The sequence below is a fragment of the Aquimarina sp. U1-2 genome, from assembly GCF_017897595.1.
GTDB lineage: Bacteria > Bacteroidota > Bacteroidia > Flavobacteriales > Flavobacteriaceae > Aquimarina.
This window is the reverse complement of sequence record NZ_JAGKIK010000009.1, coordinates 105,753-130,857: the sequence shown is the minus strand read 5'-3', so window position 1 is coordinate 130,857 and position 25,105 is coordinate 105,753. Positions and strand designations below refer to the sequence as shown.

The following is a 25,105-nucleotide window of genomic DNA, read 5'->3' as shown; positions in this document are numbered from 1 at the left end:
CTCTTTTCAAAAATAATTACAGATATGAAAACAGAAACAATAAACAAAGAAATTCTTAGAGGAGGACAGTTCCTTGTCAAAGAAACGAACTGCGAAGATGTATTTACTCCTGAAGATTTTTCTGAGGAGCAAAAAATGATGCGCGATAGCACCAAAGAATTTGTAGATCGCGAATTATGGGCGCATTGGGAGCGATTTGAATCCAAAGATTATGCATTTACCGAAGAATGTATGAAAAAAGCAGGTGAACTTGGTCTTTTAGGTGTAGCCGTGCCCGAAGAATATGATGGTTTAGGAATGGGATTTGTATCGACAATGCTGGTTTGCGATTACATTTCTGGAGCTACAGGTTCATTTAGCACCGCTTTTGGTGCCCATACCGGGATCGGAACCATGCCAATCACATTATACGGAAACGAAGAGCAAAAGAAAAAATATGTACCCAAATTAGCTACGGGTGAGTGGTTTGGTGCCTATTGCTTAACCGAGCCTGGTGCTGGATCAGATGCAAACTCGGGTAAAACCAAAGCAGTACTGTCAGATGATGGTAAGCATTATCTAATTTCTGGTCAAAAAATGTGGATCTCAAACGCTGGGTTTTGTAATCTATTTATCGTATTTGCCAGAATCGAAGATGATAAGAATATTACCGGTTTTATTGTTGAAAATGATCCTTCGAACGGTATTGAATTAGGAGATGAAGAAAAGAAATTGGGTATCCACTCCTCCTCTACCCGACAAGTATTCTTTAGTGATACAAAAGTACCGGTAGAAAACATGCTATCAGAGCGTGGCAACGGATTCAAAATAGCAATGAACGCCTTAAACGTAGGGCGTATCAAATTAGCAGCAGCTTGTCTGGATGCACAAAGAAGAGTGATCGGAGAGGCTACTAAATATGCAAATGAACGTATTCAGTTTAAAACGCCAATCATGAATTTTGGAGCTATTAAATCCAAAATTGCAGAAATGGCAACCAATACCTATGCCGATGAAGCTGCCTCGTACAGAGCTGCCAAAAATATAGAAGATCGAATTGCTATCCGTCAAGCGGAAGGAAACTCGCACCAAGAAGCAGAACTTAAGGGAGTTGAGGAGTATGCTATCGAATGTTCTATATTAAAAGTTGCCGTTTCTGAAGATGTACAAAATACAACTGATGAAGGGATCCAGATTTTTGGAGGTATGGGATTCTCGGCAGATACGCCTATGGAATCTGCCTGGCGTGATGCTCGAATTTCTCGTATTTATGAAGGTACCAACGAGATTAATCGCATGTTAGCTGTAGGTATGTTGGTTAAAAAAGCGATGAAAGGACATGTTGACCTGTTAGGTCCTGCAATGAAGGTAGCCGACGAGTTAACAGGTATCCCCTCTTTTGACACTCCAGATTATTCTGTTTTATTTTCTGAAGAAAAAGAGATCATCGCCAAATTGAAAAAAGTGTTCTTAATGGTAGCTGGATCGGCCGTTCAAAAATTCGGACCAAAACTGGAAGAGCACCAACAATTATTATTGGCAGCGTCTGATATATTAATCGAAATATACATGGCAGAGTCTACAATTTTACGTACCGAGAAAAATGCAAAGCGTTTTGGTGAAGCTTCACAAGAAATTCAAATAGCGATGTCTCAGCTTTATCTTTATAATGCAGTAGATATTGTAATTAGAAAAGGAAAAGAAGCTATCGTATCTTTTGCCGAAGGTGATGAGCAACGCATGATGTTGATGGGATTAAAGCGATTTACGAAATATGCAAATCAGCCCAATGTAGTAGCTTTGCGTAGCAAAATTGCTGATAAAATCGCTGAGGAGGATGGGTATTTCTTGGGATAGTATTAAGATGTTAGTATTGAGTACTGAGTATTGAGATCGCTGGCGCTGTTAGAAACAGGAGTCAAGACTAATAGCCAAAATTATTTTTAATAGTTATTTGTAAATTCTAAAATCTGTTAATTCCCTCCTTGAGAGTTAGGAGGTATTTTTAATTAGTATTGAGATTTTAGTAGTGAGTAGTGAGACTAAATATTTAGATGCTGGATGCTGGATGCTGGGAATTTACAATATCCTTTTTATAATTAAAATTTCAAAAACCGTTTTTATAGAAATATAGAAGCGGTTTTTGTTTTGGGCGATCCCCGAAGGCTACGCTCGGGGCCGGGCTATCCGCTATATCCCCGAATCGTACCTCTCGGGGGATGCCGCTGCTATCCCTATCGCAGGTTATAAAAAATCCAGAGGGCTAGGTACATTAATTAATCGATTTTTAGCTACGTGTGTGTATATAGTCGTAGTTTTAATAGAATTATGACCTAATAGTTTCTGAATGATTCGAATATCGGTACCAGATTCAAGAAGATGTGTGGCATAAGCATGCCGGAGGCTATGTAGGGTTACTTTTTTAGAAATATTTGCTCTAGCAGCCGCATTTGTGAAAACTTTTCTCAGACTAGCCGCACTATATGTTTCTATATGCTGTCCGTTAAATAGATAAATTTCTGGTTTGTATTTTCTGAAGTAGGTTCTTAATAAACTATGTAATTTCTCTGGCAAGTGAAGGATTCTGTCTTTATTTCCTTTCCCTCCTCGAATGTGAACCGTTTTTCTGTTTCCGTCAATATCAGCTATTTTTAGATTTATTAATTCTCCGCTACGTAAACCTAGTGCATATACTGTAGTGAGCATCGTCTTATGCTTTATATTATTCACGGCTTCAAAAATTCTCTTTACTTCTTCAGCAGAAATGATATCTGGAAGAGGTTGAGGCTTTTGCGTAGGATATACAGGACTGAAATCCAATTTTTGGTGATGAATTTCCGAAAGATACAGTTTTATTGCTCCGATTAATTGTTTGTGGGATGAGTAACTGTACCCATTTGCTTTAACAATACGAACAATAGCATTAAATAAGTTATTTCTCGTTAAAGACTCAATAGTACTATTAAACCCTATAAATTTTTGAAAGGCTAACAATAATCCTATGTAGGTATTTATGGTATTTGGGCTATATCTTTTAATTTCAAGTAATTGCTTAAATCCAGAAAAGGTGTTCATAACTTACATTTTAAAAGTTACGAAGATAATCTAAAAAAAGTTGCGATAACTACACACTTTCCTTTGGATAAAACAAAGATTTGTTATAGGTTCGTATATACTAATGTCCGAGTCAATGCGCCGCTACGCGTCACATTGACTCGGATGTGCGGGCGGCTTCGCCACGAGCCCCTGTCTGGCACCGCCTGAAAGCGGCGCACAGACAAGGACTCGCGGCTATAGCGAATTTTTGCCTCCGCTAAGATATTTCATATCTTGCTACAGCAAAAACACGCCATAGCCGCCCGCACATTGTCAATAATGCAAAACAAACCTCGAGAAAAGAATGAAAATATATAAAAAGGTAACCTTATTTGCTTTGTTATGGTTGCCAATATTGGCGTCTGCACAAAATTTGCCAAGTTTATTAACGGATAAAAATATAAACTCAACATTCTCAATAATTGCATATGACGAAAATGCCAAAGAGTGGGGAATTGCAGTTGCAACTGACAATATTTACGTTGGCAATTCTACGATTTACATAGAACCCAACATTGGCGCATTTTCGGTTATTGCAGAAACAGAGCCTAACTACGCGCTAGAAGGATTTAAATATCTACGTGAGGGTAAAACGATAGAGGAATCTATTAATCAAGTTAAACAAAATGACCCTGAATCTAACTACAGACAGGTTTCAGGAATTGACTCAAACGGAAACGTTTTTGCCTTTACGGGCGAGTCTCTTAAATATTGGAATGGGAACGCTTCTCATAAGATTGGCAAACACTACGTTGTGATGGGAAATCAACTTGATGACAAAGTTTTGGATAAGATGGCTATAACCTTTGAAAATTCTAAAGGTACATTGGCTCAACGTCTTCTAAAAAGTATTGTAGCTGGGCAAGAAGCTGGTGGACAGATAACAGGAAAACAATCTGGAGCATTAGTAGTCAAGGGAACGGACAATGAATGGTACAATCAGATAGATTTGAGAGTAGATAATTCAAAACGACCGTTTGAAGAACTACAAACATTAATGAATTACCATTATGGCAGAATTAGATTAAATCAAGCACGATATGCTTTTGAAGGAGGAAATTCTGAAATAGCGATACAAAAATTAGTAGAAGCCGAATCAATGTTAGATGGCTGGACAGGTATTTACTCAAAAATTGCAATGACCAACATTCTAATTGGAAAAAAGGACAAAGCGATTGATTGGATAAAAAAGGGAATTGACGAAAACTCGAATTGGAAAGTCAATCTTCCAGCTTTCTATTTTATGAAAGAGAATCAGGAATTGAACAACTTGATAAAACCTGAAACATTTACACCAAAAGATTGGGAAAATGCTATTGCGATGCTTATTTCAGTCGGTAGAAATACTGAGGCAATCGAATTATGTAATGATTTGGCTAAAAAGGATATAACAACAACATACCTAAATTATCTAATCGGTAAAGCCCATTACAAAAATGGTAATTTAAAAAAGGCAACAACCAATCTCGAAAAAGCCATAGAAATGGACGAAAACAATGTAGAGGCTAAAAATTTGTTAGCCAAAATAAAATCAAAATAGTGTGATAGCACTATTGACAACACGGTATAAACGCAATAGCGGTGAAAGTTATAAAATGAAACAAACTGTATAGGTTTAAGGTCAGTTATAAGCCGAAAAGTTAGTATGTGAAATCCGCTACTGCGCTTATACTAGACGTTCGAGTCCATACTCCGCTACGCTCCGTACGGACTCGAATGTGCGGGCGGCTCCGCGCCAGTCCACGCCCGCTCCCCGCGAAAAGCGGGAGAACGGACAAGAATGTGCGGGCGGCTATGGCGTGTTCTTTTGAAGCAAAATTACTATTTTGCACAAAAGAACACGCCATAGCCGCCCGCACATTGTGTGTAATACGCAAAAAACATTATTAACTAAATGATATTTGATACCGAACCTCAAAATTGGACTGAATTACAGAATTATGTTGGACAAATGTTTGAGGAATGCGGATTTGAAACCGAAATATCGAAAATTGTCGAATTAGTTCGCGGAAAAAAAGAAATTGATGTTTACACTCAAGATATTAAAAGTGAGTATAAACCAATTATTCTTGTCGAATGCAAATTTTGGAATAAACCAGTCAGTCAAGAAACTATACATTCATTCAGAACAGTAATATCTGATTTTGGAGCAAATATTGGATTCATTGTATCTAAAAATGGATTTCAAAGAGGAAGTTATCAGGCAGCTGAAAAAACTAATATTAAACTTGTTACATTAAAAGAATTAGAAACCGAATATTATAATAAATGGAAACAAGGAATGACAGCTAAATATATGCCTTATGCTGACAGACTTTTTCCGTATTGGGACTATCCTGGAAAAACACCTAATGATGGTGGTACTATTGATTTCGACACAAATCAACTAATTCGTAGAGCTTACTCACCTATTTGTAGACTAGGCCCTCGAGACCAAATGCTGGACGGATTCAAAAGAAAATACCCAATTAATTTACCAATACTTGATGACAACTTTCAAATTGTAGGAGAAAAAGAAATTTTGACCGACCGTCAATATTTTGATTTTATAGAAGAAAATAAGGATAGAGCTTATGAACAGTTTAAAAAATTATACCGAGAATAAAGTACTACACACAACAAGGGCTATAATTAATACGGGGTTAAATGTTTGATCAAAAGTTTAGTGTATTTTTATAATGTCCGCCAAATCTTTTGATTTGGCTTTAAAAATGAAAAATTAAAACAAAATAAAAAGTTTTGGCTAAGTGCTGGTTCGTTAGTGAACGCTCTCTTACTCCCGCACTAATCATAGCCGAGACGTTCGAGTCCATACTCCGCTACGCTCCGTATGGACTCGAATGTGCGGGCGGCTCCGCGCCAGTCCACGCCCGCTCCCCGCGAAAAGCGGGAGAACGGACAAGAACTGGCTGCTATAACGCATACTTTTGAAGCAAAATTACTATTTTGCACAAAAGAACACGCCATAGCCGCCCGCACATTACCATACATTTGAAAAGAATAAATTTCATATTAATTTTAATAGTATTTTCAACTTCTTGCCAAAATGAAAAGAAGTTGAATGGAACTTGGATATATGCCTACACCTATAATCCAGAAAGTCGTCTATCTTCAATAAATAAGGAAAATCCATTTCATCATATAATTTCATTTAAAAATGGAATATATAAAATGAAAGGTTTTAAATATTATTGGTACAATGATGAGCAAGAAAAACCAATTAGAGTAAAAGGAAATAAATTGTTTCTTTCGGAAGATAACAACCATTTTGAAGAGATCAATCCTTTTGAAAAAGACAGTATAGTTTTTGTTGATAAAGGCAAGGTTCGAAATCGGGTTTACAAAAAACTAGCGGACTCTCTAAAAAACGAAACAAGAAAAATAGAGTTAATAGGCAAAAAAATTCTCAGAGATCATTTGGGAATAAAGGACACAATTAAATTCATTAATGATTCTATTTATGTAAGTAGTAGTTTCAAAATGGGTAATTCTGATTTGAGATGGGAAAGAATAAATTATAACGGATTCGATATCCTTTTTACAGATGGTAATCAACCATATGTAATTAAAAAGAAAAAAGCGAATAATATATATGTTTCGATTTTTGATACGGAAAAAAAAGATTTAATATTTAAGCTAGTTGATTAAAAAACGTATGGTAACATTATATATGAAATCAGAGCAAAGTTTGGTTCCAATCGAAAGGTCATTTCCTTTTTGCAGTGGCGCCAAATTTTTATAAATTAACTAAGAAATAAAAATGCGCAGATAGATCGATTGGTTTAGGCTTACTTGCCTTTCTCCGATTCATATATTTGGCGTTCGAGTCCATACTCCGCTACGCTCCGTATGGACTCGAATGTGCGGGCGGCTACGCCTGCCAGTCCTCGCCCGTCACCGCCAGGAGCGGAGAACGGACAAGAACTGGCTGCTATAGCGCATACTTTTGAGCAAAATCACTATTTTGCACAAAAGAACACGCCATAGCCGCCCGCACATTGTGCAACATATGACAAGACCTACTTCCATATTTCTATTTTTAATACTGATTACTCAGAATATCTCTGCGCAAAAAGGATATAAAGTAATTGAAAAGGCTGAACATAAAATAGTAGAAAAAAACTATGAAAAAGCATTAAAACTGCTCAATAAAGCAGAAAATATGGATTATGGTTTTTGCGGAAATGCTAAATTAACAGCGGATTATGAAATTGACTCTCTTAGATTTGTTGCATATTTTAAACTAAATAAATTTGAATTAGCTCGAAAAAGTTTAGATTCTTTGTTTTCTTTTGGTAAAAGAGAAGATTTGGACTCACTTAAAGTTTTAACTTATCAAAAAGAGTATGGAGATGAGTTTATAAGGAACATTATTGACAAATCAATTCCTAATTCATATGTAGAATGTAATGACTATGACTGTTTTGGTTATATTCCATTAGCAGGGAATGAAAAACATTTGAAGTTCAAAATATATGGAGATTATCTGAACTACATGTTTATAGAGGATAGAACTGAAAGAAATAATTTATGGATAACTGAATTTAGAAAATCTAAAACATACGAATTGATTAAACTTATCGAATAAAATAATACGCTGCACAACAAGGTGTATAATTAATTGCGGCTGAATTTCCTCACCGGAAATTCAATCTTATTAATTATCTTTCCGAAACATCGGAAAACGACTCGCGTCCTTTTCCCGCAAAAAATCATACACAAATACGTTGGCAACCATACAGAGAAATATTTATAAAATGCAATTAGAAAAAATAAACAAAGAAGATTTTAAAATATATAATTGCAATAATGAAGAAACTGAATTTGAATATAATAACTTCAAATATAAATTACGACTGGCTAATTTAGCAGAAATTGGAATGTCAAATTATATTTATTTTGACGTAAAGTTCTTCAAAGAAAATAAATTATTGATATCAGGAGAAATGCAACTACCTGATAAGTACTATAATCCTATTTCTCCAAATAACAAATTCATTTATATTCCAATTAAAGGTGGTTCTGAATTAATCAATCTTGACTCTGAAAAGAAAATCGAAAGTTCTGTAAGTTGGTTTAGTGGTAATATTTATAATAGTGATTCTTCCAAAATGATAATCAATGGCTCAACTGAATTTAAAGTAATTGATTTAATTGAAATGAAAGAAATATATCATTCTAATTCTGAAAAAGAATATCTAAATGATGCTTTTTTCATCAACAATAATATAATATGGAGATTTCTAGCTAATGGAAAGGTAGAAGAACTTAACCTACAGACAAAGGGAATAAGATTAATTTCAATGGAATTACCATTCGAAAAGTACAATATTGAATTAAGTAAATATCAAAGCTTAATTGATAAAAAAACACATTGTCTTGGATTGCCAAATGGAGGAATGGCATACTCAGGGAATCTCAATAGCTGGGGTTATTTAAACACAAAAGACAAGCTAATATTTGAAACTTTAATTCCAACGTCTGATATAAAGTATAGTAAGAATTACAATCGAGACTATTGTCTTGTAGAATATAAATACGTTGAATTAAAAAGTACGGTTGCCAACAATGTATAAGAAAACATAGGGCTTTTGAGATTAACCGAAAGGTCTGTGACTTCTTGCAAAACCGTCAAATATAAAATTTGGCACTTACGAAAAATGATAAAAGCAAAATATTTATATTTGGCTTAGTACCAATCCGAAACGTATCGCTTATCACCTGCCCTACGTTTCTTATACGAGACGTTCGAGTCCATACTCCGCTACGCTCCGTACGGACTCGAATGTGCGGGCGGCTGCGCGCCAGTCCACGTCCGCTCCCCGCGAAAAGCGGAAGAACGGACAAGAACTGGCTGCTATAGCGAATTTTTTGCCTCCGCTAAGATATTTCATATCTTGCTACAGCAAAAACACGCCATAGCCGCCCGCACATTGCCCACAATATGAGAAAAACTTCAGTTCTAATATCAACCATCTTTCTAATTCTATGTTCTTGCTCTCAAGAAAAGAAGCAAACTGAATTTACTCATAAGAGTGAATTGAGTGAAAAGACTAAAAATATTGTAAGTGAATTAATTGAATATGGAGAGATAACTGGAAGAGCTGTTGGATATTCTGGAAAGAAACCAAAACAATGGGATAACTTCACAAAATTAAAGAGAAATGCTAGCGAAAAAGAGTTGTTACTCTTGACTGAACATCCAAATCCTGTAGTTAAATGTTATGCATTTGACTTACTTGTTAATAAGAGAAATAAAAACAGCTTTAATGTTTTAAAAAAGAATTTAAAAGACACGACTTCTGTTTCAACGCAATATGGCTGCATTGGAAGTATGACAAGAGTTAACGACTATTTTATTGAGTCAATTTCAAGACCTAATCCTGACAATGAATACCTAACAGAATCTGACAAAAACACTTTAGATAGTTTAATACTATTTACACCAGACCTGGTAAGCGACAACAAAAACAGATTGTTAGAAAGAATTGAGCCAAATGAAAAATATTACGACAGAATTAGAGAATTAGCTTTAAAGAAAAACAATTCAGCAATAATTGCAATTTCAAAATACCAAAGAGAAAGTGACATTGAATTAATAAATATCCTACTCAAAAATGTAGATACGGACATTCAATATTATGGATTAAAAGCTGTAAAAAATTTCCCGAATGAGAAATCGTTTGAACAAGTAAAGAAAATTCATTTTGTCGAAATTAAGAAACCAACAAGTTTCAATTACCCAATGTTGCGAGAACTTTATCAAAGTATCGTCAATTTTAAGAATGAGAGTTCTAGAGAATTATTAGAAAAAACAATTAACGAATCTAGTGGTTACACAAAACAATATCATTCTGAATTTATTTGGTTGGCTTTGAAAAAATACCCGAATGAAATTTATAACGGAATTGTTGAACAATTAAATTATACGGAAAGTGAAATTGCCGATTTAGAAAGTGAATGGAATTGGCAAATTGAATAAAATACTGTGGGCAACACCGTGTATAAAACATAGCTAATAAGTGCTAAATCGAAGGGTCTGTGCTTATTTACAAAGACCGCCAAATTTTTAAATTTGGCTCTTATAATAGAAAAATTAAAAACAAAACATAAAAATTCGGCTCTGTGTTTATCCGAAAAACTAGTGTCTTTTTACACGCTACGTTTCATACACTAGACCGTTCGAGTCCATACTCCGCTACGCTCCGTATGGACTCGAATGTGCGGGCGGCTGCGCGCCAGTCCTTGCCCGTCACCGCCGGGAGCGGAGAACGGACAAGAACTGACCGCTATAGCGCATACTTTTGAAGCAAAATTACTATTTTGCACAAAAGAACACGCCATAGCCGCCCGCACATTGCCAGTAATTTGAAATAAGATTGGAAATCACAAAAAAGGACATAGAAAAACTAATTGAATTGAGAAAAGAAGATACTTTTATCAATCATTTATGGAATGTCTTTTCTCGTGATTTTAGATCAAAAGGAGAAATTAGTCGGAATGAAATAAAGGTTTGGAAACAGAATTTTTGGAATAGTGCCTTTTATCCGATTTTTAAATTCGAACTCAACGCAAATAATCATCTGACAGATATAACAAATAAATTGAATCCTATTGGGAAAATGTTAATTGGACTATTTTTAATCGGAATTCTATACTTTATTTTGACCAATTTTTCAACTGATTTCGATTTTCTAGAAAATTGGTTACCAATTCTAATCGGGTCGGTTTTCTTGCTGATTTTAATAACAGTTTTTCGTAAACTCTATCTATTCGAGAAAAAAAATCAACTTGAAGAAATATATGAAATATTAGATATCGAAATTGAGAAGGAGCAACCTGAAAAAGAATGGTCATTAAAAAACATATTGATCAGATTATTTACCTATCCCTTTTGTCTATTTTTAATTTGTATTAATCTATTTCTACTTATACCAGAAGGGCAATTTATTTTAGCCTTAAGTAGCTTTGGGTTTGTTGGGTTTTATTTAGTTACTGATTTGAAAATGATATTTCGAAAAAAAACTACTGGCAACAAGGTATAAGAAAACATAGGGCTTTAGGGACTAATCGAAAGGTCTGTGTTTATTTGCAAAGTCGCCAAATATAAAATTTGGCGTTTATAACGAAAAGATAAAAGCAAAATATTTATATTTAGCTAAGTAATAAACCGAAACGAAAGTGCTTATCTCCTGCCCTACGTTTCTTATATTAAACGTTCGAGTCCATACTCCGCTACGCTCCGTATGGACTCGAATGTGCGGGCGGCTACGCCTGCCAGTCCTCGCCCGTCACCGCCAGGAGCGGAGAACGGACAAGAACTGACCGCTATAGCGCATACTTTTGAAGCAAAATTACTATTTTGCACAAAAGAACACGCCATAGCCGCCCGCACATTACCTGCAAGCAGAAAAATGAATATTCCAAAAACATCAGATGACCTTAAAAATGAATTCTATTCCTCAATTGATTTAATTGATAAAATAGGAGATCTAAGGATTCGACAGCTGACTGAAAAGCTGAACAAGGTTTCGGATGAAATTATTGTGATGGGAATAATCAAAATATTTGAAAATACGAACAGACAAGAATCGCAATATACTGACCAAAAATATGCAGGAAAAATATTGACTGAACTAAAACCGAGAACCGAAATTGATTTAAACTTAATTCTAAAATCAACTCTCGCAAATTGGAATAAAAGTGTTGAAGAATTCCCGTTGTGGTTAAAAGAAAATTATGGAATTGATTTACTCAAAATAAAACTGACTGAATTGGAAACCCTAGATCTGACTCAATTGGAATCGGACAAATTAAAAACAATTAAATGGTGGCTGAAAATATAATGTGAAATAAAAGCCAGCAGGTAACATTATATATAAAATCAGAGCAAAGTTTAGTGCTAGATCGGAAGATCATTTACTTTTTGCTATGGCGCTAGATTTTTATAAATTAACAAGAAATAAAAATGCGCAGATAGATCGATTGGTTTAGGTATACTTGCCTTGCTCCGATTCATATATTTGGCGTTCGAGTCCATACTCCGCTACGCTCCGTATGGACTCGAATGTGCGGGCGGCTGCGCGCCAGTCCTTGCCCGTCACCGCCGGGAGCGGAGAACGGACAAGAACTGGCTGCTATAACGCATACTTTTGAAGCAAAATTACTATTTTGCACAAAAGAACACGCCATAGCCGCCCGCACATTGTAAAACATACAAAATTAAAATTGAGAGATAAATGAAAGTTTACGGAAAATGTAAAAACTGTGAAACTGAAAATAAATATTCAACGAATGCCAATACGCGAGTGGAATTCGCAATGCAAGACGGAGAAACTAAAACTCTGAATTGTAAGGATTGTGGAACGGATACGAAATATCACGTAGATCAACTATACGCGAAACAATCTAAAGTTGCTCAATTGATTGCAGGATTGATACTGTTTATCGGAACGCCACTTATGTTTTTCGGAATTAACCCAATCTTTACGGGGAGTCGGAATCATTATGTAATCTATATTATTGGAGGTTTTTTGCTCGTTCCAATTTTTGCATATGCCGTAATCAATAAGCAAGATCAAACTCGTGTAAGTGATTTTAATAGACGAACGTTAAAAGGTAGAGTGCATAATGTTACCTAAAAGTACGTTTTACAACATTATATATGAAATCAGAGCAAAACTTAGTGCTGGATCGAAAGGTAATTTCTTTTTTGCAATGGCGCTAGATTTTTACAAATTAAACAAGAAATAAAAATGCGCAGATAAATCGATTGGCTCAGGGTATGCTTGCCTTGCTCCGATTCATATATTTGGCGTTCGAGTCCATACTCCGCTACGCTCCGTATGGACTCGAATGTGCGGGCGGCTGCGCGCCAGTCCTTGCCCGTCACCGCCGGGAGCGGAGAACGGACAAGAACTGACCGCTATAGCGCATACTTTTGAAGCAAAATTACTATTTTGCACAAAAGAACACGCCATAGCCGCCCGCACATTGTAGCACATTTGAACAAACATTGGAAAACAGACCAAAATATCTAACTGAAAACATAAAATTCTATTCTGCTTTTCCTCGTGGATATAATATGGATGTAGATTATTCCCATCTTCCACCATTACTGAATTTAGATTTTCATACGTTAAATGGAATTTTACCTATGACTTCTTCTCGTTACAATTACATTGGACAAAACGGAGAGGTTGACGGAAAAAAAACTACAGTAGTTTTTGTAAATCCATTAGATAAAGAATATGAATACTTTGAAAGTATCGGTGTGACAGAATTTCAAGCTGTTTCTTTGGTTGTTCATTTTTACGCTGTAGAGGAAACAGAACCAGGAGTTATTAAAGGACTTCCATATGGAGTTTCATTAGTACCAATGTCCAAGAATGGGAAAATTGACACTTGGAACATAGAACTCTTAAAGAAGTTTGATTTAAGAGAGTTGTGCCAAGAAGGAGGAAATGTATTTACCGATTTTGTCCCTTTTGAAAAGTGGAGCAAAGGAATGGGAATGCACTATTCATTATTTTCAAATATTACTACAGATAATCCAACAGATAGTATTGGATTTGAATGGGGAATGTACTTTATCTGCCCAAAATACGATAAACGCGAGGTAGAAATAATGCAAAATCACACTTACAGCAAGGCGATTAATGCAAAGTACCGAAAATATAAAATCAATAGATATTTTAAACCCTTTACAGATACTAAACCGAGACAAATTTGGGGATGTGATTCGCCTATTGAGTTATTCTTATTACAAGGTCTCTATGTGAGAAACAAGGTGCCAGAGATTCAAATGGGATTCTATCGAAATGGAGAGATATTTCCGAATTATTATAGAATGGCTGAACAAGAAAAGTTTATATCACAAGATAAACTTATAACTGCATCGGATTTTTATTACCCAAAAGAAAAGATTGCGCTTTTTTGTGACGGAGTTGAATATCACGACATTAAAAAGGATAAAAAAATTGATGATAGTTTAAAAAAGATTGGTGTTATGCCTTTAAGGTTTAGCGGAAAAAGAATAACGGAAGAACTTGAAACAGTATTAGACGAGATAGAAAACGTGCTACAACAACGTGTATAGCTCATTGCTGGTCAGTTGCTTAAACCGAAGTTAAGGCATATTTGGAAAGTCGCCAAATTTTTAAATTTGACGATTTCCAAGAAAAAGATAAATAGTAAAATTTAAAAATCTGGCTTGTGGCTCAACCGAAAATTAATCGCTAATTTGCACGCAACGAGCCATACACAAGACCGTTCGAGTCCATACTCCGCTACGCTCCGTATGGACTCGAATGTGCGGGCGGCTGCGCGCCAGTCTTTGCCCGTCACCGCCGGGAGCGGAGAACGGACAAGAACTGACCGCTATAGCGCATACTTTTGAAGCAAAATTACTATTTTGCACAAAAGAACACGCCATAGCCGCCCGCACATTATAGAGCATTGACAGAAGAATGAAATTTGAATTAGAATCACATAGCAGAAATACGCCAGATGAAGAATTGATTTCTGATTTAAAAGCTGTTGCCGAAAAATTAAAAAAGAATAAGGTCACTCTTGACGAATACAATGATTACGGAAATTTTCATAGCACAACATTAACTAGAAGATTTGGCTCTTGGTTTAAGTGTCTTGAATTAGCAGGGCTTGAAAAAACAAGAAGCAAGTTGAATATTCCAAATGAGGAATTATTTGAAAACCTTGTTGAAGTATGGACTAAGCTCGAACGACAACCAAAGTACAATGATATGTACAAGCCTCTGTCAAAGTTTAGTGCTGGCACTTATGAAAATAGATTTGGAAGCTGGAGAAAGGCTTTGGAAAATTTCGTCAACTATATGAATGATGGAGAAATTGAAGTTAAAAACAAGCCAACCAAAAAAGCAACTGGTAGAAAGACGCAAAGAAACATAAATATCCGATTACGATTTATGGTCTTACGTAGAGATAATTTTAAATGTAGAATATGCGGAAAATCTCCTGCAACTGATCCAACTATTATCCTGCACGTTGACCATATCAAAGCTTGGGCTAAAGGAGGAGAAACAGTAATTGAGAATTTACAGTCGTTATGTTCTGTTTGCAACATTGGAAAAAGTGACCTTGAAATGGAAAAATAAAACGCTCTACAACACGGTGTATAAAACATAGCTAATAAGTGCCAAACCGAAAGGTTTGTGTATATTTAGAAAGTCCGCCAAATTTTTAATTTGGATTTTAAATAGAGAAAAATTAAAAACAAAATATAAAAATTCGGCTCTGTGTTAATCCGAAAAATTAGTGTCTTTTTACACGCTACGTTTCATACACAAACCGTTCGAGTCCATACTCCGCTACGCTCCGTATGGACTCGAATGTGCGGGCGGCTGCGCGCCAGTCCTTGCCCGTCACCGCCGGGAGCGGAGAACGGACAAGAACTGACCGCTATAGCGCATACTTTTGAAGCAAAATTACTATTTTGCACAAAAGAACACGCCATAGCCGCCCGCACATTCTATGTCATTAAAAGAAACAGAAAAGATTGAATTTAAATCCAACAATGAAAAACACATTCATAATAATACTGATTTTACTGACTTCATTGCATTTACCAGGACAAATCTCAGAGCTGAAAAACCCAAAATTAAGTCCCTTTCAGAAAACGGAAATTAAACTCGGAGTCATCGATGTATCCTTAGAATACTCAAGACCTTCAATGCGTGGAAGAAAAATTTTTGGAGCTTTGGTACCATATGACCAAATTTGGAGAACAGGCGCCAATAAAAACACAAAAATCGTCCTTTCTGATTATGTAAGAATTGGAGGTATAGAACTCGAAGCTGGAACTTATACTATTTTTTCGAAGCCTTCAGTTGATAGTTGGGATATATATTTTCACACCGAAATAGATGAGTACGGAGTTCCTGAAGATTTTAATCCAGACAATAGTGTTGCACGAATTAATGTTCCAACAATAAAATTGGACAGAAAAATTGAGACGTTATCAATAACATTTGCAGAACTAACAACAAATTCGGCAAGCTTAATAATTTCTTGGGAAAATATAGAGGTTTATGTACCAATAGAAATCCCAACGGATAAAATATTGCAAAACTATTTTCACAATACTTATCTTCAATTAGCTTATGAGTATAGCGTATCGGCAAATATTTATTTTGAAAATAACGAGTGTGAAAAAGCACTTGAGGCTATCAACAAATCAATTAGCTTAGTTGAAAATGATTCGTCATTTGAAGAATGGCTTAAAAACATTAACCTTAAAAACCGGAATCTACCTTATCGTTATTATTTGAAATCAAAAATATTAAACGATTTAGGCAGACAGGAGGAGTCTATTAAGTCTGCTGAGAAGTCTTTACTGATTGCCGAAAGAATTAATAGTGAATTTTATATTAAAACCAACAAAGAGAATATTGAAAATTGGCACAAGAATTAAGAAACAACGACATAGAACACCGTATAAACGCAATAGCTGTGTAAATGATTAACCAAAACATAACGCATAAATTTAAAGTCAGTTATAAGCGGAATAATTAGAGCGTAAAACCGCTACTGCGCTTATACAATCCCGTTCGAGTCCATACTCCGCTACGCTCCGTATGGACTCGAATGTGCGGGCGGCTCCGCGCCAGTCCACGCCCGCTCCCCGCGAAAAGCGGGAGAACGGACAAGAACTGGCTGCTATAACGCATACTTTTGAAGCAAAATTACTATTTTGCACAAAAGAACACGCCATAGCCGCCCGCACATTATGCCCTATTTAAAAAATCGTGCTCAATTAAAAATGATAGTTCCAAACTGTAACATTATGTTTTTTTGTATCTCTTTAATGAAACTATAAAACCTTAAAGCCAAAAAGTAAAAGGTTATTGCCTATTTGGTTTGTCGCCAAAGTATTAAATTTAGTATTTTAGAAAATATAAAAACAAAACATAAACTTTGGCTAAGTGCTAGCTCGAAAACCAGTGGTTTTCTGCTTCCGCACTACGCATAGCTAAACGTTCGAGTCCATACTCCGCTACGCTCCGTATGGACTCGAATGTGCGGGCGGCTGCGCGCCAGTCCTTGCCCGTCACCGCCGGGAGCGGAGAACGGACAAGAACTGACCGCTATAGCGCATACTTTTGAAGCAAAATTACTATTTTGCACAAAAGAACACGCCATAGCCGCCCGCACATTATAAGCAATTTCTCAAAATATTATGGTAACAATTTACCGTATTAATACTTAACTTTTATAAATAAGAAAAATGAAGAAAAACACTTTGATAATAATTCTAATTATAAGTACAATTACTTTTTTAAATGCTCAAACGCAGACTCAAGATCTTAATATGGGCTTATATCAACTTCAATTTCCAAGTGCAAACGGAGGAAGTAATAGAATACGAAGTTTTGGAGGTAGTTTTCCTGGTAAATGGCTTTTCAAATCAAGATTTGATGATATTTATCTAGATTCTGGCGAAAATGAAAATAACAGATACAAAATTCTGTTTTTGACAGGAGGAATTGAAAGAGCAAGAATAAATGGAAATGGTAATTTCGGTATTAAAACAAATAATCCTAATTCTCCATTAGCGATAGGGTACAATAACGGTTCTAATCAACTAGCACTTCAAAGAGCGGATGGTAATGAAACTTTTTTAATGTATATAAATTCTTCTAATCAAACTACTTTTAAAAATATTTCGGGAGGAGGAGACTATGATTTTCAGACAAATATTGCAGGACAGACAATAACTTCTGTCTTATTCATTGAAGGTTCAAATGGTAATATTGGTGTTGGAACAACAAATCCAGATATGAAATTGACTGTCAATGGAAACATTCACGCTAAAGAAGTGAAGATTGACCTTAATATTCCAGCGCCTGATTATGTTTTCAAAGAAAATTATAACTTGAGAAGCATAGAAGAATTGGAATATTTTATTAAAGCAAACAGTCATTTGCCAGAAATACCATCGGCCAGAGAATTTGAACAAAATGGAGTTATGCAAGCCGAGATGGATATGAATCTTCTTAAAAAGGTTGAGGAATTGACTCTTTATACAATCCAACAACAAAAAGAAATAGAGGAATTGAAGTTACAGAACAAAAAGCTTCTGGAATTACAATATCGACTTGAAAAGTTGGAATCTGAAAAATAAAAGCTTATAACACCAAGTATATGTCATAGCAGGTTTTGGTGATAGATCGAATGGTTCTTGTGGTTTTTGTAGTGACGCAAAGATTTTAAAGATGAAAAGTTATAAAATCTACGCAGAAAAAGTCGATGGCTTGGTAACAATTTGCTCTGCTACGACACATACTTATAACGTTCGAGTCCATACTCCGCTACGCTCCGTATGGACTCGAATGTGCGGGCGGCTGCGCGCCAGTCCTTGCCCGTCACCGCCGGGAGCGGAGAACGGACAAGAACTGGCTGCTATAACGCATACTTTTGAAGCAAAATTACTATTTTGCACAAAAGAACACGCCATAGCCGCCCGCACATTGGCAATAATTTAAAACAACTAAACCATAAAACTTAATAAATGGAAAATATTTGGATCATTATAACCGTACTTTTTTAATAATCATATTTCTCTACTGGAAGATTTCTAAGGATTATTTCAAAAATAAAGTTTTTAGTGAAGGGACATGGAAAAATTGGGGAACCAGATTATCTTATTGGCAAGGAGCTATTTTCATCAGTGGTATATTTACAGCACTGATAATTTTTCTCTTGAAATGGACCAATGTCTTGAGTTTTTAAAAGTCTAAAACCAAGAGTAAAGGAGATTAACTGTCGATTAATAATTTGGATTTGATTCGTTTTTGGTGTAATTTTACATCAAAAATATAATTATGGCTAGACAAAGCATATCGTTCACAAAGCCAAATGATGAATGGCTAAAAACCCAAGTGGACAATAAAGAATATTCAAGTAAAAGTGAACTTATAAATGACTTGATTAGACAAGCTCGAAAACAGCAAGTCCAAGTTGACTGGATTCGTACTAAACTTGAGAAAGCAGAAAATAGTGGATTTACGAATGACAGTAAAGAAGATATTTTAGCGCATTCAAAGTCTTTAATGAATGACTAAATATAGATTAAGTAACGAGGCAAAAAATGACTTGATTCGGATTCATCATTACGGAGTCAAAAAATTTGGAATGACTCAAGCGGACAAATATTTCCATTCATTTTTTGAATATTTCGATATTATTGCACAAAGACCTTTTTCCTTCGAATCTGTAGATTATATAAAAAAAGGATATAGACGTTGTGTTTGTGGAGTTGATAGTATTTATTTCAAAGTAAACGAAAATACTGTGGATATAATGTCAATTGTGGGAAGACAGGATTTAGACGAAATTTTGTGAATTGACAAAAAATAAAACTATTGCCAACAAAGTGTAAAAATGCATTAAAACGCATTTTACACAAACCGTTCGAGTCCATACTCCGCTACGCTCCGTATGGACTCGAATGTGCGGGCGGCTGCGCGCCAGTCCTTGCCCGTCACCGCCGGGAGCGGAGAACGGACAAGAACTGACCGCTATAGCGCATACTTTTGAAGCAAAATTACTATTTTGCACAAAAGAACACGCCATAGCCGCCCGCACATTCTAAGCAATTTCAAAATAATATAATCCAAAAAAAATGGATATCAAGAAAAGATTCCTAATAGAGTTTGGCCCAGGATATAACAGCTTCTCATATACTCCTATTTTGAAAAGCGGAAAGGAACTAAATTTTCAGATTTATAGTCTATTAAACTTGACAACTTATTTACAATTTAATGTTGTTGTAGGTGATAATTTAGATGAAAACTATAAATTTATTCCCCAATCATTAATGGCTTATAAAAGAACCGAGGATCCAACTAAAACATCTGTAACTCCTCTTTTAAAACAAAAAGAAGATTTTCTCAATATTCCTCATACAAGAAATATTTATTTCTACTTCAATGAAATTTCCGTAAACGAAAAAGAACTTTTTAAATTTTTTATTTCACATCAACTAAGACCCATCATTCGTACAAACCAATATTTTGAAGAAATGCCAGCTGATTTTTTTATTTCCCACGATTCCCGAGACAAAGATGAAATTGCAAGACCACTATATGAAGAATTATCAAAAAGAGGATATAAAGTTTGGTACGATGAATACTCATTAAACATTGGAGATAGTTTAACGGAATCCATTGAAAGGGGAATTTCCGACAGCAAATTTGGAATACTAATTCTGAGTAAAAATTTTCTTTCTAATGAAAAATGGGCAAAGAATGAATTACAATCTTTAAAAACAAAACAGATCATTAAAAACGAAAAGTTTCTATTACCTGTCTGGCACGGAATTAAACCAGATGATCTTAAAGATAATTATTGGCTTCTTGACAAAGTTGGTGGAAATACGGATAAAGGAATAGGAAGTTTAGCAGATAATTTAGAGAGAGTTTACAAAACTGCTTAGAACATTATATATAAAATCAGAGCAATTTAGTGTTAGATCAAAAGGTCATTTCCTTTTTGTAATAGCGCTAGATTTTTATAAATTAAATAAGAAATAAAAATGCACGGATAGATCAATTGGTTCAGGCATACTTGCCTTGCTCCGATTCATATATTTTGCGTTCGAGTCCATACTCCGCTACGCTCCGTATGGACTCGAATGTGCGGGCGGCTGCGCGCCAGTCCTTGCCCGTCACCGCCGGGAGCGGAGAACGGACAAGAACTGACCGCTATAGCGCATACTTTTGAAGCAAAATTACTATTTTGCACAAAAGAACACGCCATAGCCGCCCGCACGTTCTCTGCAAGCTAAAACAGCCAACCGCACAAAAGCAAAGAGTGCTATCGCACACATTGCTTTTTTTGCCAACGCTAAAAATAAAAATGAATAAATGTTACTAAACATAACTACGACACATAAACCAGCAACTGACTTAGGGTATTTGCTGCATAAACATCCCGACAAATTGCAATCCATTGATTTGTCGATTGGAAAAGCACATATATTTTATCCAGAAAATTCAGATGAAAGAACTACCGCTTCTTTATTATTGGATATTGACCCAATTGATATGGTGAGAGGTGGCAGAAACTTATCTGGGAAGGGCTTTTCTCTTGGACAATACGTTAATGACAGACCTTATGTAGCTTCTTCATTTATGAGTGTTGCCATTGCTAAAGCGTTTTCAACCGCAATGAATGGTAAGTGTAGTAAAAAACCCGAATTAGTAAATATTAAAATGCCATTTGAAGTTACTATTTCAGTATTGCCTGCCCCAAAAGGCGGAGAAATCCTCATTCGAAAGATGTTTGAACCTCTTGGTTATAAAGTGGAGTTAGGAAGACATATTTTGGACGACAAATTCGTGAATTGGGGAGACAGTAAATACTTTACATTAAAACTAAATCATACCACTACGCTTCAAGAATTATTGTCTCATTTATACGTTATGATTCCAGCATTGGACAATGACAAACATTATTATGTAAGTCAGAATGAGATTGAAAAACTATTAGAAAAAGGAAAGGGTTGGCTATCTGACCATCCCGAAAAAGAACAAATTACAAGACGCTATCTTTTTAATCTTACTTCTCTTTCAAGACAGGCGTTGGAGCGATTGAATGATGATGACGAATCAAAGGAGTTGCAGGAAGAAACAGATTCAGAGGAAGTAAAGAAAAAAGAGACTTTACATCAACAAAGATTGTCATTGGTTTTGAGCAAACTAAAAGAATCAGGTGCTAACAGCGTACTTGATTTAGGCTGTGGCGAAGGAAAACTCATTCGAATGTTATTAAAGGAAAAACAATTTGGTAATATAACTGGAATGGATGTTTCGTACCAAGAATTAACGAAATGTAAAGACAGATTACATTGGGACGAAATGGCACCAAGACAAAAAGAACGAATCAATCTGTTTCAAGGTGCTTTAACCTATAAAGACAAACGATTAGAAGGATTTGATGCAGCAGCAATTGTAGAGGTAATTGAACACCTTGACGAGAACAGGCTAAAATCTTTTGAAAGAGTTGTTTTTGAATGTGCTAAACCCAAAACAGTTGTTTTAACAACACCGAACGGAGAATACAACGTGCTTTTTGAAAATATGGAAGCTGATACAATGCGACATATCGACCATAGATTTGAATGGTCAAGGGCAGAATTCGAAACTTGGGCAAAAAAAGTAGCAGAAACAAATAATTATAATGTGCAATTCTTACCAATTGGCGAGGAAGACAAAAAAGTAGGAGCACCTTCACAAATGGCAATTTTTGAATATGGAAATTAAAGTACCCGAATTATCATTAGTATTACTTATTGGTGCTTCTGGTTCAGGAAAAAGCACATTTGCTAAAAAGCATTTTGGCAAACACGAAGTCGTTTCTTCTGACGTGTGTAGAGGAATTGTATCAAATGACGAGAACAGTCAAAGTGCTACAAATGATGCATTTGATGTACTGAACTTCGTCATTGGCAAAAGACTAAAAAACAGACATTTAACAGTTGTAGATGCTACAAACGTACAAAACGAAGCCCGAAAAGGTTTAATTAATCTTGCAAGACAATATCACACCTTACCAGTTGCCATTGTTTTAGATTTACCTCAAAGAATTTGTGAAGATAGAAATGAAAGTCGAGAAGATAGAAACTTTGGAAATCACGTAATAAGACAACAAAAACAGCAACTCAAAAGGTCGATAAAAGGACTTAAAAGAGAAGGCTTCAGAAAAATATACGTTTTAAAAAGTGAAGAAGAAGTAGATTCCGTAACTGGAATCATTAGAGAAAAACTCTACAACGATAAAAAAGAACTTCAAGGACCTTTTGACATTATTGGAGATATTCACGGTTGCTATGATGAAACAATTACACTCTTAGAAAAACTGGGTTATAACATTAATTCTATTGACAATGATGGAAAGAATTACGGATTGGAAATAAAACATCCTGAAAATAGACAAGTGATATTTTTAGGTGACTTAGTGGACAGAGGTCCGAATTCGCCAGCGGTTCTAAAATTAGTGATGAGTATGGTCAGAAGTGGTTCAGCACTTTGCGTTCCTGGAAATCACGACCTAAAACTTCAAAAGAAATTAAAAGGCAAAAATGTTCAGTTAAAACACGGTTTAGCTGAGACAATGGAACAATTGGAAAACGAGTCGCCTGAATTTATAGCAGATGTTAAAGAGTTTTTATACAGCCTAATCAGCCACTATATTTTAGATGATGGAAAGTTGGCTGTGGCACACGCTGGTATAAAAGAAGAAATGCAAGGGAGAGGTTCCGGTGCAGTTAGGTCATTTTGTTTATATGGAGAAACTACGGGAGAAATTGACGAATTCGGTTTACCTGTTAGGTACAATTGGGCTTCTGAATATAGAGGGAAAGCCAAAGTTATATATGGACATACACCTGTTCCAAAAGCAGAATGGCTCAATAAAACTATTGATATTGACACTGGTTGCGTATTCGGTGGAGAACTGACAGCCTTACGCTATCCCGAAGAAGAATTAATTTCTGTTAAAGCTGCTAAAGTTTATTCAGAACCAGTAAAACCATTGGAATTAGAAGTAGAATCTAACCTAAGTCACCAACAAGAATATGATGATTTATTGAACATTGATGATGTTATAGGAAAACGAATTGTGCAAACACGGCTTCGAAATAATTTGACCATCAGAGAAGAAAACTCTATTGCAGCGTTAGAAGTAATGAGTCGTTTTGCCATCAATCCTAAGTGGCTCATTTATTTACCACCAACAATGTCACCTTGTGCTACAAGTGAATTGCCGAACTATTTAGAACACCCTGAACAAGCTATCAATTACTTTAGAAAAAGAGGAATTGAAAAGATTGTTTGTGAAGAAAAACATATGGGGTCACGTGCCATTTTAGTGGTTTGTAAAAATGAAGAGACTGTTTTGAATCGTTTCGGAATTGAAAATGAGGGGATTGGAATTTGTTACACAAGAACTGGTCGAAACTTCTTCAATGATAGTGTCTTAGAAAAAGAATTTTTGGAAAGAGTTCAAAAAGCATTAACCAAATCAGGATTTTGGGATAAATTCCAAACTGATTGGGTTTGCTTAGATGCGGAATTAATGCCTTGGTCCGCAAAAGCTCAGTCTTTATTAAAAGACCAATATGCTTCCGTTGGTTCTTCTGCCAAAAACTCTTTAATAGCTGTTGAGCAAATACTTCAAAAGACAAAAGACAGAGGAATTAAAGATGTTGAAACTATTTTAGATAAATTTAGCTACAAGAAAAAAGCGGTTTCTAAATTCATAGATGCTTACAGAAATTATTGTTGGAATGTTAATTCTGTGGAAGATTACAAATTAGCACCATTTCATATTCTTGGAACAGAAGGAGCTGTACACGTTGATAAAGACCATCACTGGCATATGGAAAACATCAAAGAAGTTTGTCTTGCTGATGAAAAAATATTTAGAATTACACCTTACAAAGTTGTTGAGACGACTGACAAAGAGAGTGTGCAGAAAGCTGTTGATTGGTGGACAGAGATGACAGATAAAGGTGGAGAAGGAATGGTCGTAAAATCTTTTGATTTTATTTCATATGGTAAGGAAGGTTTATTACAACCTGCCGTCAAATGCAGAGGAAGTGAATATCTAAGAATAATTTATGGACCTGAATATGATTTACCAGAAAATATGCAAAGACTTAAAAACAGAGGACTGTCAAGAAAGCGTTCTTTGGCTTTGAGAGAATTTGCATTAGGAATAGAAGGATTGGAAAGGTTTGTGAGAAAAGAACCTTTAAGAAGAATACACGAAAGTGTTTTTGGAGTATTAGCATTGGAAAGTGAAGATGTTGACCCAAGATTATAACAGCCAACGCAATTTACAGCACATTGCAATCCTCGTTCCTGCGGTTGCAAAGAGCTGTAAGCCAACGTTGAAAGAAACGAATGAAAAGAAAGCCAGCAGAGAACAATGTATATGAAATCATAGCACCCTGCGGGATGCTACGCTTCATATACTAAACGTTCGAGTC

General features: G+C 35.6%; 21 protein-coding genes. 20 read left to right on the top strand and 1 reads right to left on the bottom strand.

What is annotated here, in order from left to right; all coding sequences use genetic code 11:
• The first annotated feature begins 24 nt into the window (after positions 1-24).
• Positions 25-1,836, top strand: coding sequence for an acyl-CoA dehydrogenase family protein (locus tag J8281_RS12775; RefSeq protein ID WP_210198025.1), 1,812 nt, complete (start codon positions 25-27; stop codon positions 1,834-1,836).
• Between the two features lie 387 nt (positions 1,837-2,223).
• Here J8281_RS12775 and J8281_RS12770 read toward each other — a convergent pair whose 3' ends face one another.
• Positions 2,224-3,054 (bottom strand): tyrosine-type recombinase/integrase, encoded by an 831-nt coding sequence (locus J8281_RS12770; protein ID WP_210198024.1) that lies wholly within the window; start codon positions 3,052-3,054, stop codon positions 2,224-2,226.
• Positions 3,055-3,379: 325 nt separating this feature from the next.
• Between J8281_RS12770 and J8281_RS12765 the strand changes: the two genes are divergently transcribed.
• From J8281_RS12765 to J8281_RS12675, 19 genes are all read left to right on the top strand, one after another.
• Positions 3,380-4,615, top strand: coding sequence for a DUF1028 domain-containing protein (locus J8281_RS12765; RefSeq protein ID WP_210198023.1), 1,236 nt, complete (start codon positions 3,380-3,382; stop codon positions 4,613-4,615).
• A 354-nt stretch (positions 4,616-4,969) separates the two neighbouring features.
• A complete protein-coding gene (locus tag J8281_RS12760) occupies positions 4,970-5,680 on the top strand; it encodes a restriction endonuclease (protein WP_210198022.1) in 711 nt (236 codons plus the stop codon).
• A gap of 386 nt (positions 5,681-6,066) precedes the next feature.
• Entirely contained in the window at positions 6,067-6,723 is a 657-nt protein-coding gene (locus J8281_RS12755; RefSeq protein WP_210198021.1) for a hypothetical protein, read from the top strand.
• A gap of 201 nt (positions 6,724-6,924) precedes the next feature.
• Positions 6,925-7,062, top strand: a complete 138-nt coding sequence (locus J8281_RS12750; protein WP_210198002.1) for a hypothetical protein — start codon at positions 6,925-6,927, stop codon at positions 7,060-7,062.
• Positions 7,063-7,084: 22 nt separating this feature from the next.
• Positions 7,085-7,663: a hypothetical protein gene (locus J8281_RS12745; protein ID WP_210198020.1), complete on the top strand. Its 579-nt coding sequence runs from the start codon at positions 7,085-7,087 to the stop codon at positions 7,661-7,663.
• Positions 7,664-7,832: 169 nt separating this feature from the next.
• Entirely contained in the window at positions 7,833-8,651 is an 819-nt protein-coding gene (locus tag J8281_RS12740; RefSeq protein ID WP_210198019.1) for a hypothetical protein, read from the top strand.
• 368 nt (positions 8,652-9,019) lie between these two features.
• On the top strand, positions 9,020-10,057 hold the full coding sequence (locus tag J8281_RS12735) for a hypothetical protein (protein ID WP_210198018.1): 1,038 nt from the start codon (positions 9,020-9,022) through the stop codon (positions 10,055-10,057).
• 436 nt (positions 10,058-10,493) lie between these two features.
• Positions 10,494-11,120, top strand: a complete 627-nt coding sequence (locus J8281_RS12730; protein ID WP_210198017.1) for a hypothetical protein — start codon at positions 10,494-10,496, stop codon at positions 11,118-11,120.
• 201 nt (positions 11,121-11,321) lie between these two features.
• Positions 11,322-11,921 carry a hypothetical protein gene (locus J8281_RS12725; RefSeq protein ID WP_210198016.1) on the top strand — a complete coding sequence of 200 codons (600 nt, stop codon included), beginning with the start codon at positions 11,322-11,324 and terminating at the stop codon, positions 11,919-11,921.
• Between the two features lie 393 nt (positions 11,922-12,314).
• Positions 12,315-12,716, top strand: coding sequence for a hypothetical protein (locus J8281_RS12720; RefSeq protein WP_210198015.1), 402 nt, complete (start codon positions 12,315-12,317; stop codon positions 12,714-12,716).
• A 374-nt stretch (positions 12,717-13,090) separates the two neighbouring features.
• Positions 13,091-14,173 (top strand): DUF559 domain-containing protein, encoded by a 1,083-nt coding sequence (locus tag J8281_RS12715; protein ID WP_210198014.1) that lies wholly within the window; start codon positions 13,091-13,093, stop codon positions 14,171-14,173.
• Positions 14,174-14,543: 370 nt separating this feature from the next.
• Positions 14,544-15,209: a homing endonuclease associated repeat-containing protein gene (locus J8281_RS12710; RefSeq protein ID WP_210198013.1), complete on the top strand. Its 666-nt coding sequence runs from the start codon at positions 14,544-14,546 to the stop codon at positions 15,207-15,209.
• 419 nt (positions 15,210-15,628) lie between these two features.
• Complete coding sequence (locus tag J8281_RS12705; RefSeq protein WP_210198012.1) at positions 15,629-16,525, top strand: DUF2911 domain-containing protein; 897 nt, start codon at positions 15,629-15,631, stop codon at positions 16,523-16,525.
• Between the two features lie 813 nt (positions 16,526-17,338).
• On the top strand, positions 17,339-18,235 hold the full coding sequence (locus J8281_RS12700) for a hypothetical protein (RefSeq protein WP_210198011.1): 897 nt from the start codon (positions 17,339-17,341) through the stop codon (positions 18,233-18,235).
• Positions 18,236-18,935: 700 nt separating this feature from the next.
• A complete protein-coding gene (locus J8281_RS12695; protein WP_210198010.1) occupies positions 18,936-19,175 on the top strand; it encodes a type II toxin-antitoxin system ParD family antitoxin in 240 nt (79 codons plus the stop codon).
• Complete coding sequence (locus J8281_RS12690; protein ID WP_210198009.1) at positions 19,168-19,455, top strand: type II toxin-antitoxin system RelE/ParE family toxin; 288 nt, start codon at positions 19,168-19,170, stop codon at positions 19,453-19,455. The genes J8281_RS12695 and J8281_RS12690 overlap by 8 nt, the downstream gene beginning before the upstream one ends.
• A 280-nt stretch (positions 19,456-19,735) precedes the next feature.
• On the top strand, positions 19,736-20,548 hold the full coding sequence (locus tag J8281_RS12685) for a toll/interleukin-1 receptor domain-containing protein (RefSeq protein WP_210198008.1): 813 nt from the start codon (positions 19,736-19,738) through the stop codon (positions 20,546-20,548).
• A gap of 430 nt (positions 20,549-20,978) precedes the next feature.
• Positions 20,979-22,376, top strand: coding sequence for a 3' terminal RNA ribose 2'-O-methyltransferase Hen1 (locus J8281_RS12680; RefSeq protein WP_210198007.1), 1,398 nt, complete (start codon positions 20,979-20,981; stop codon positions 22,374-22,376).
• On the top strand, positions 22,366-24,939 hold the full coding sequence (locus J8281_RS12675; RefSeq protein ID WP_210198006.1) for a polynucleotide kinase-phosphatase: 2,574 nt from the start codon (positions 22,366-22,368) through the stop codon (positions 24,937-24,939). Before J8281_RS12680 ends, J8281_RS12675 begins: the two co-directional genes overlap by 11 nt.
• The last annotated feature ends 166 nt before the right edge of the window (positions 24,940-25,105 follow it).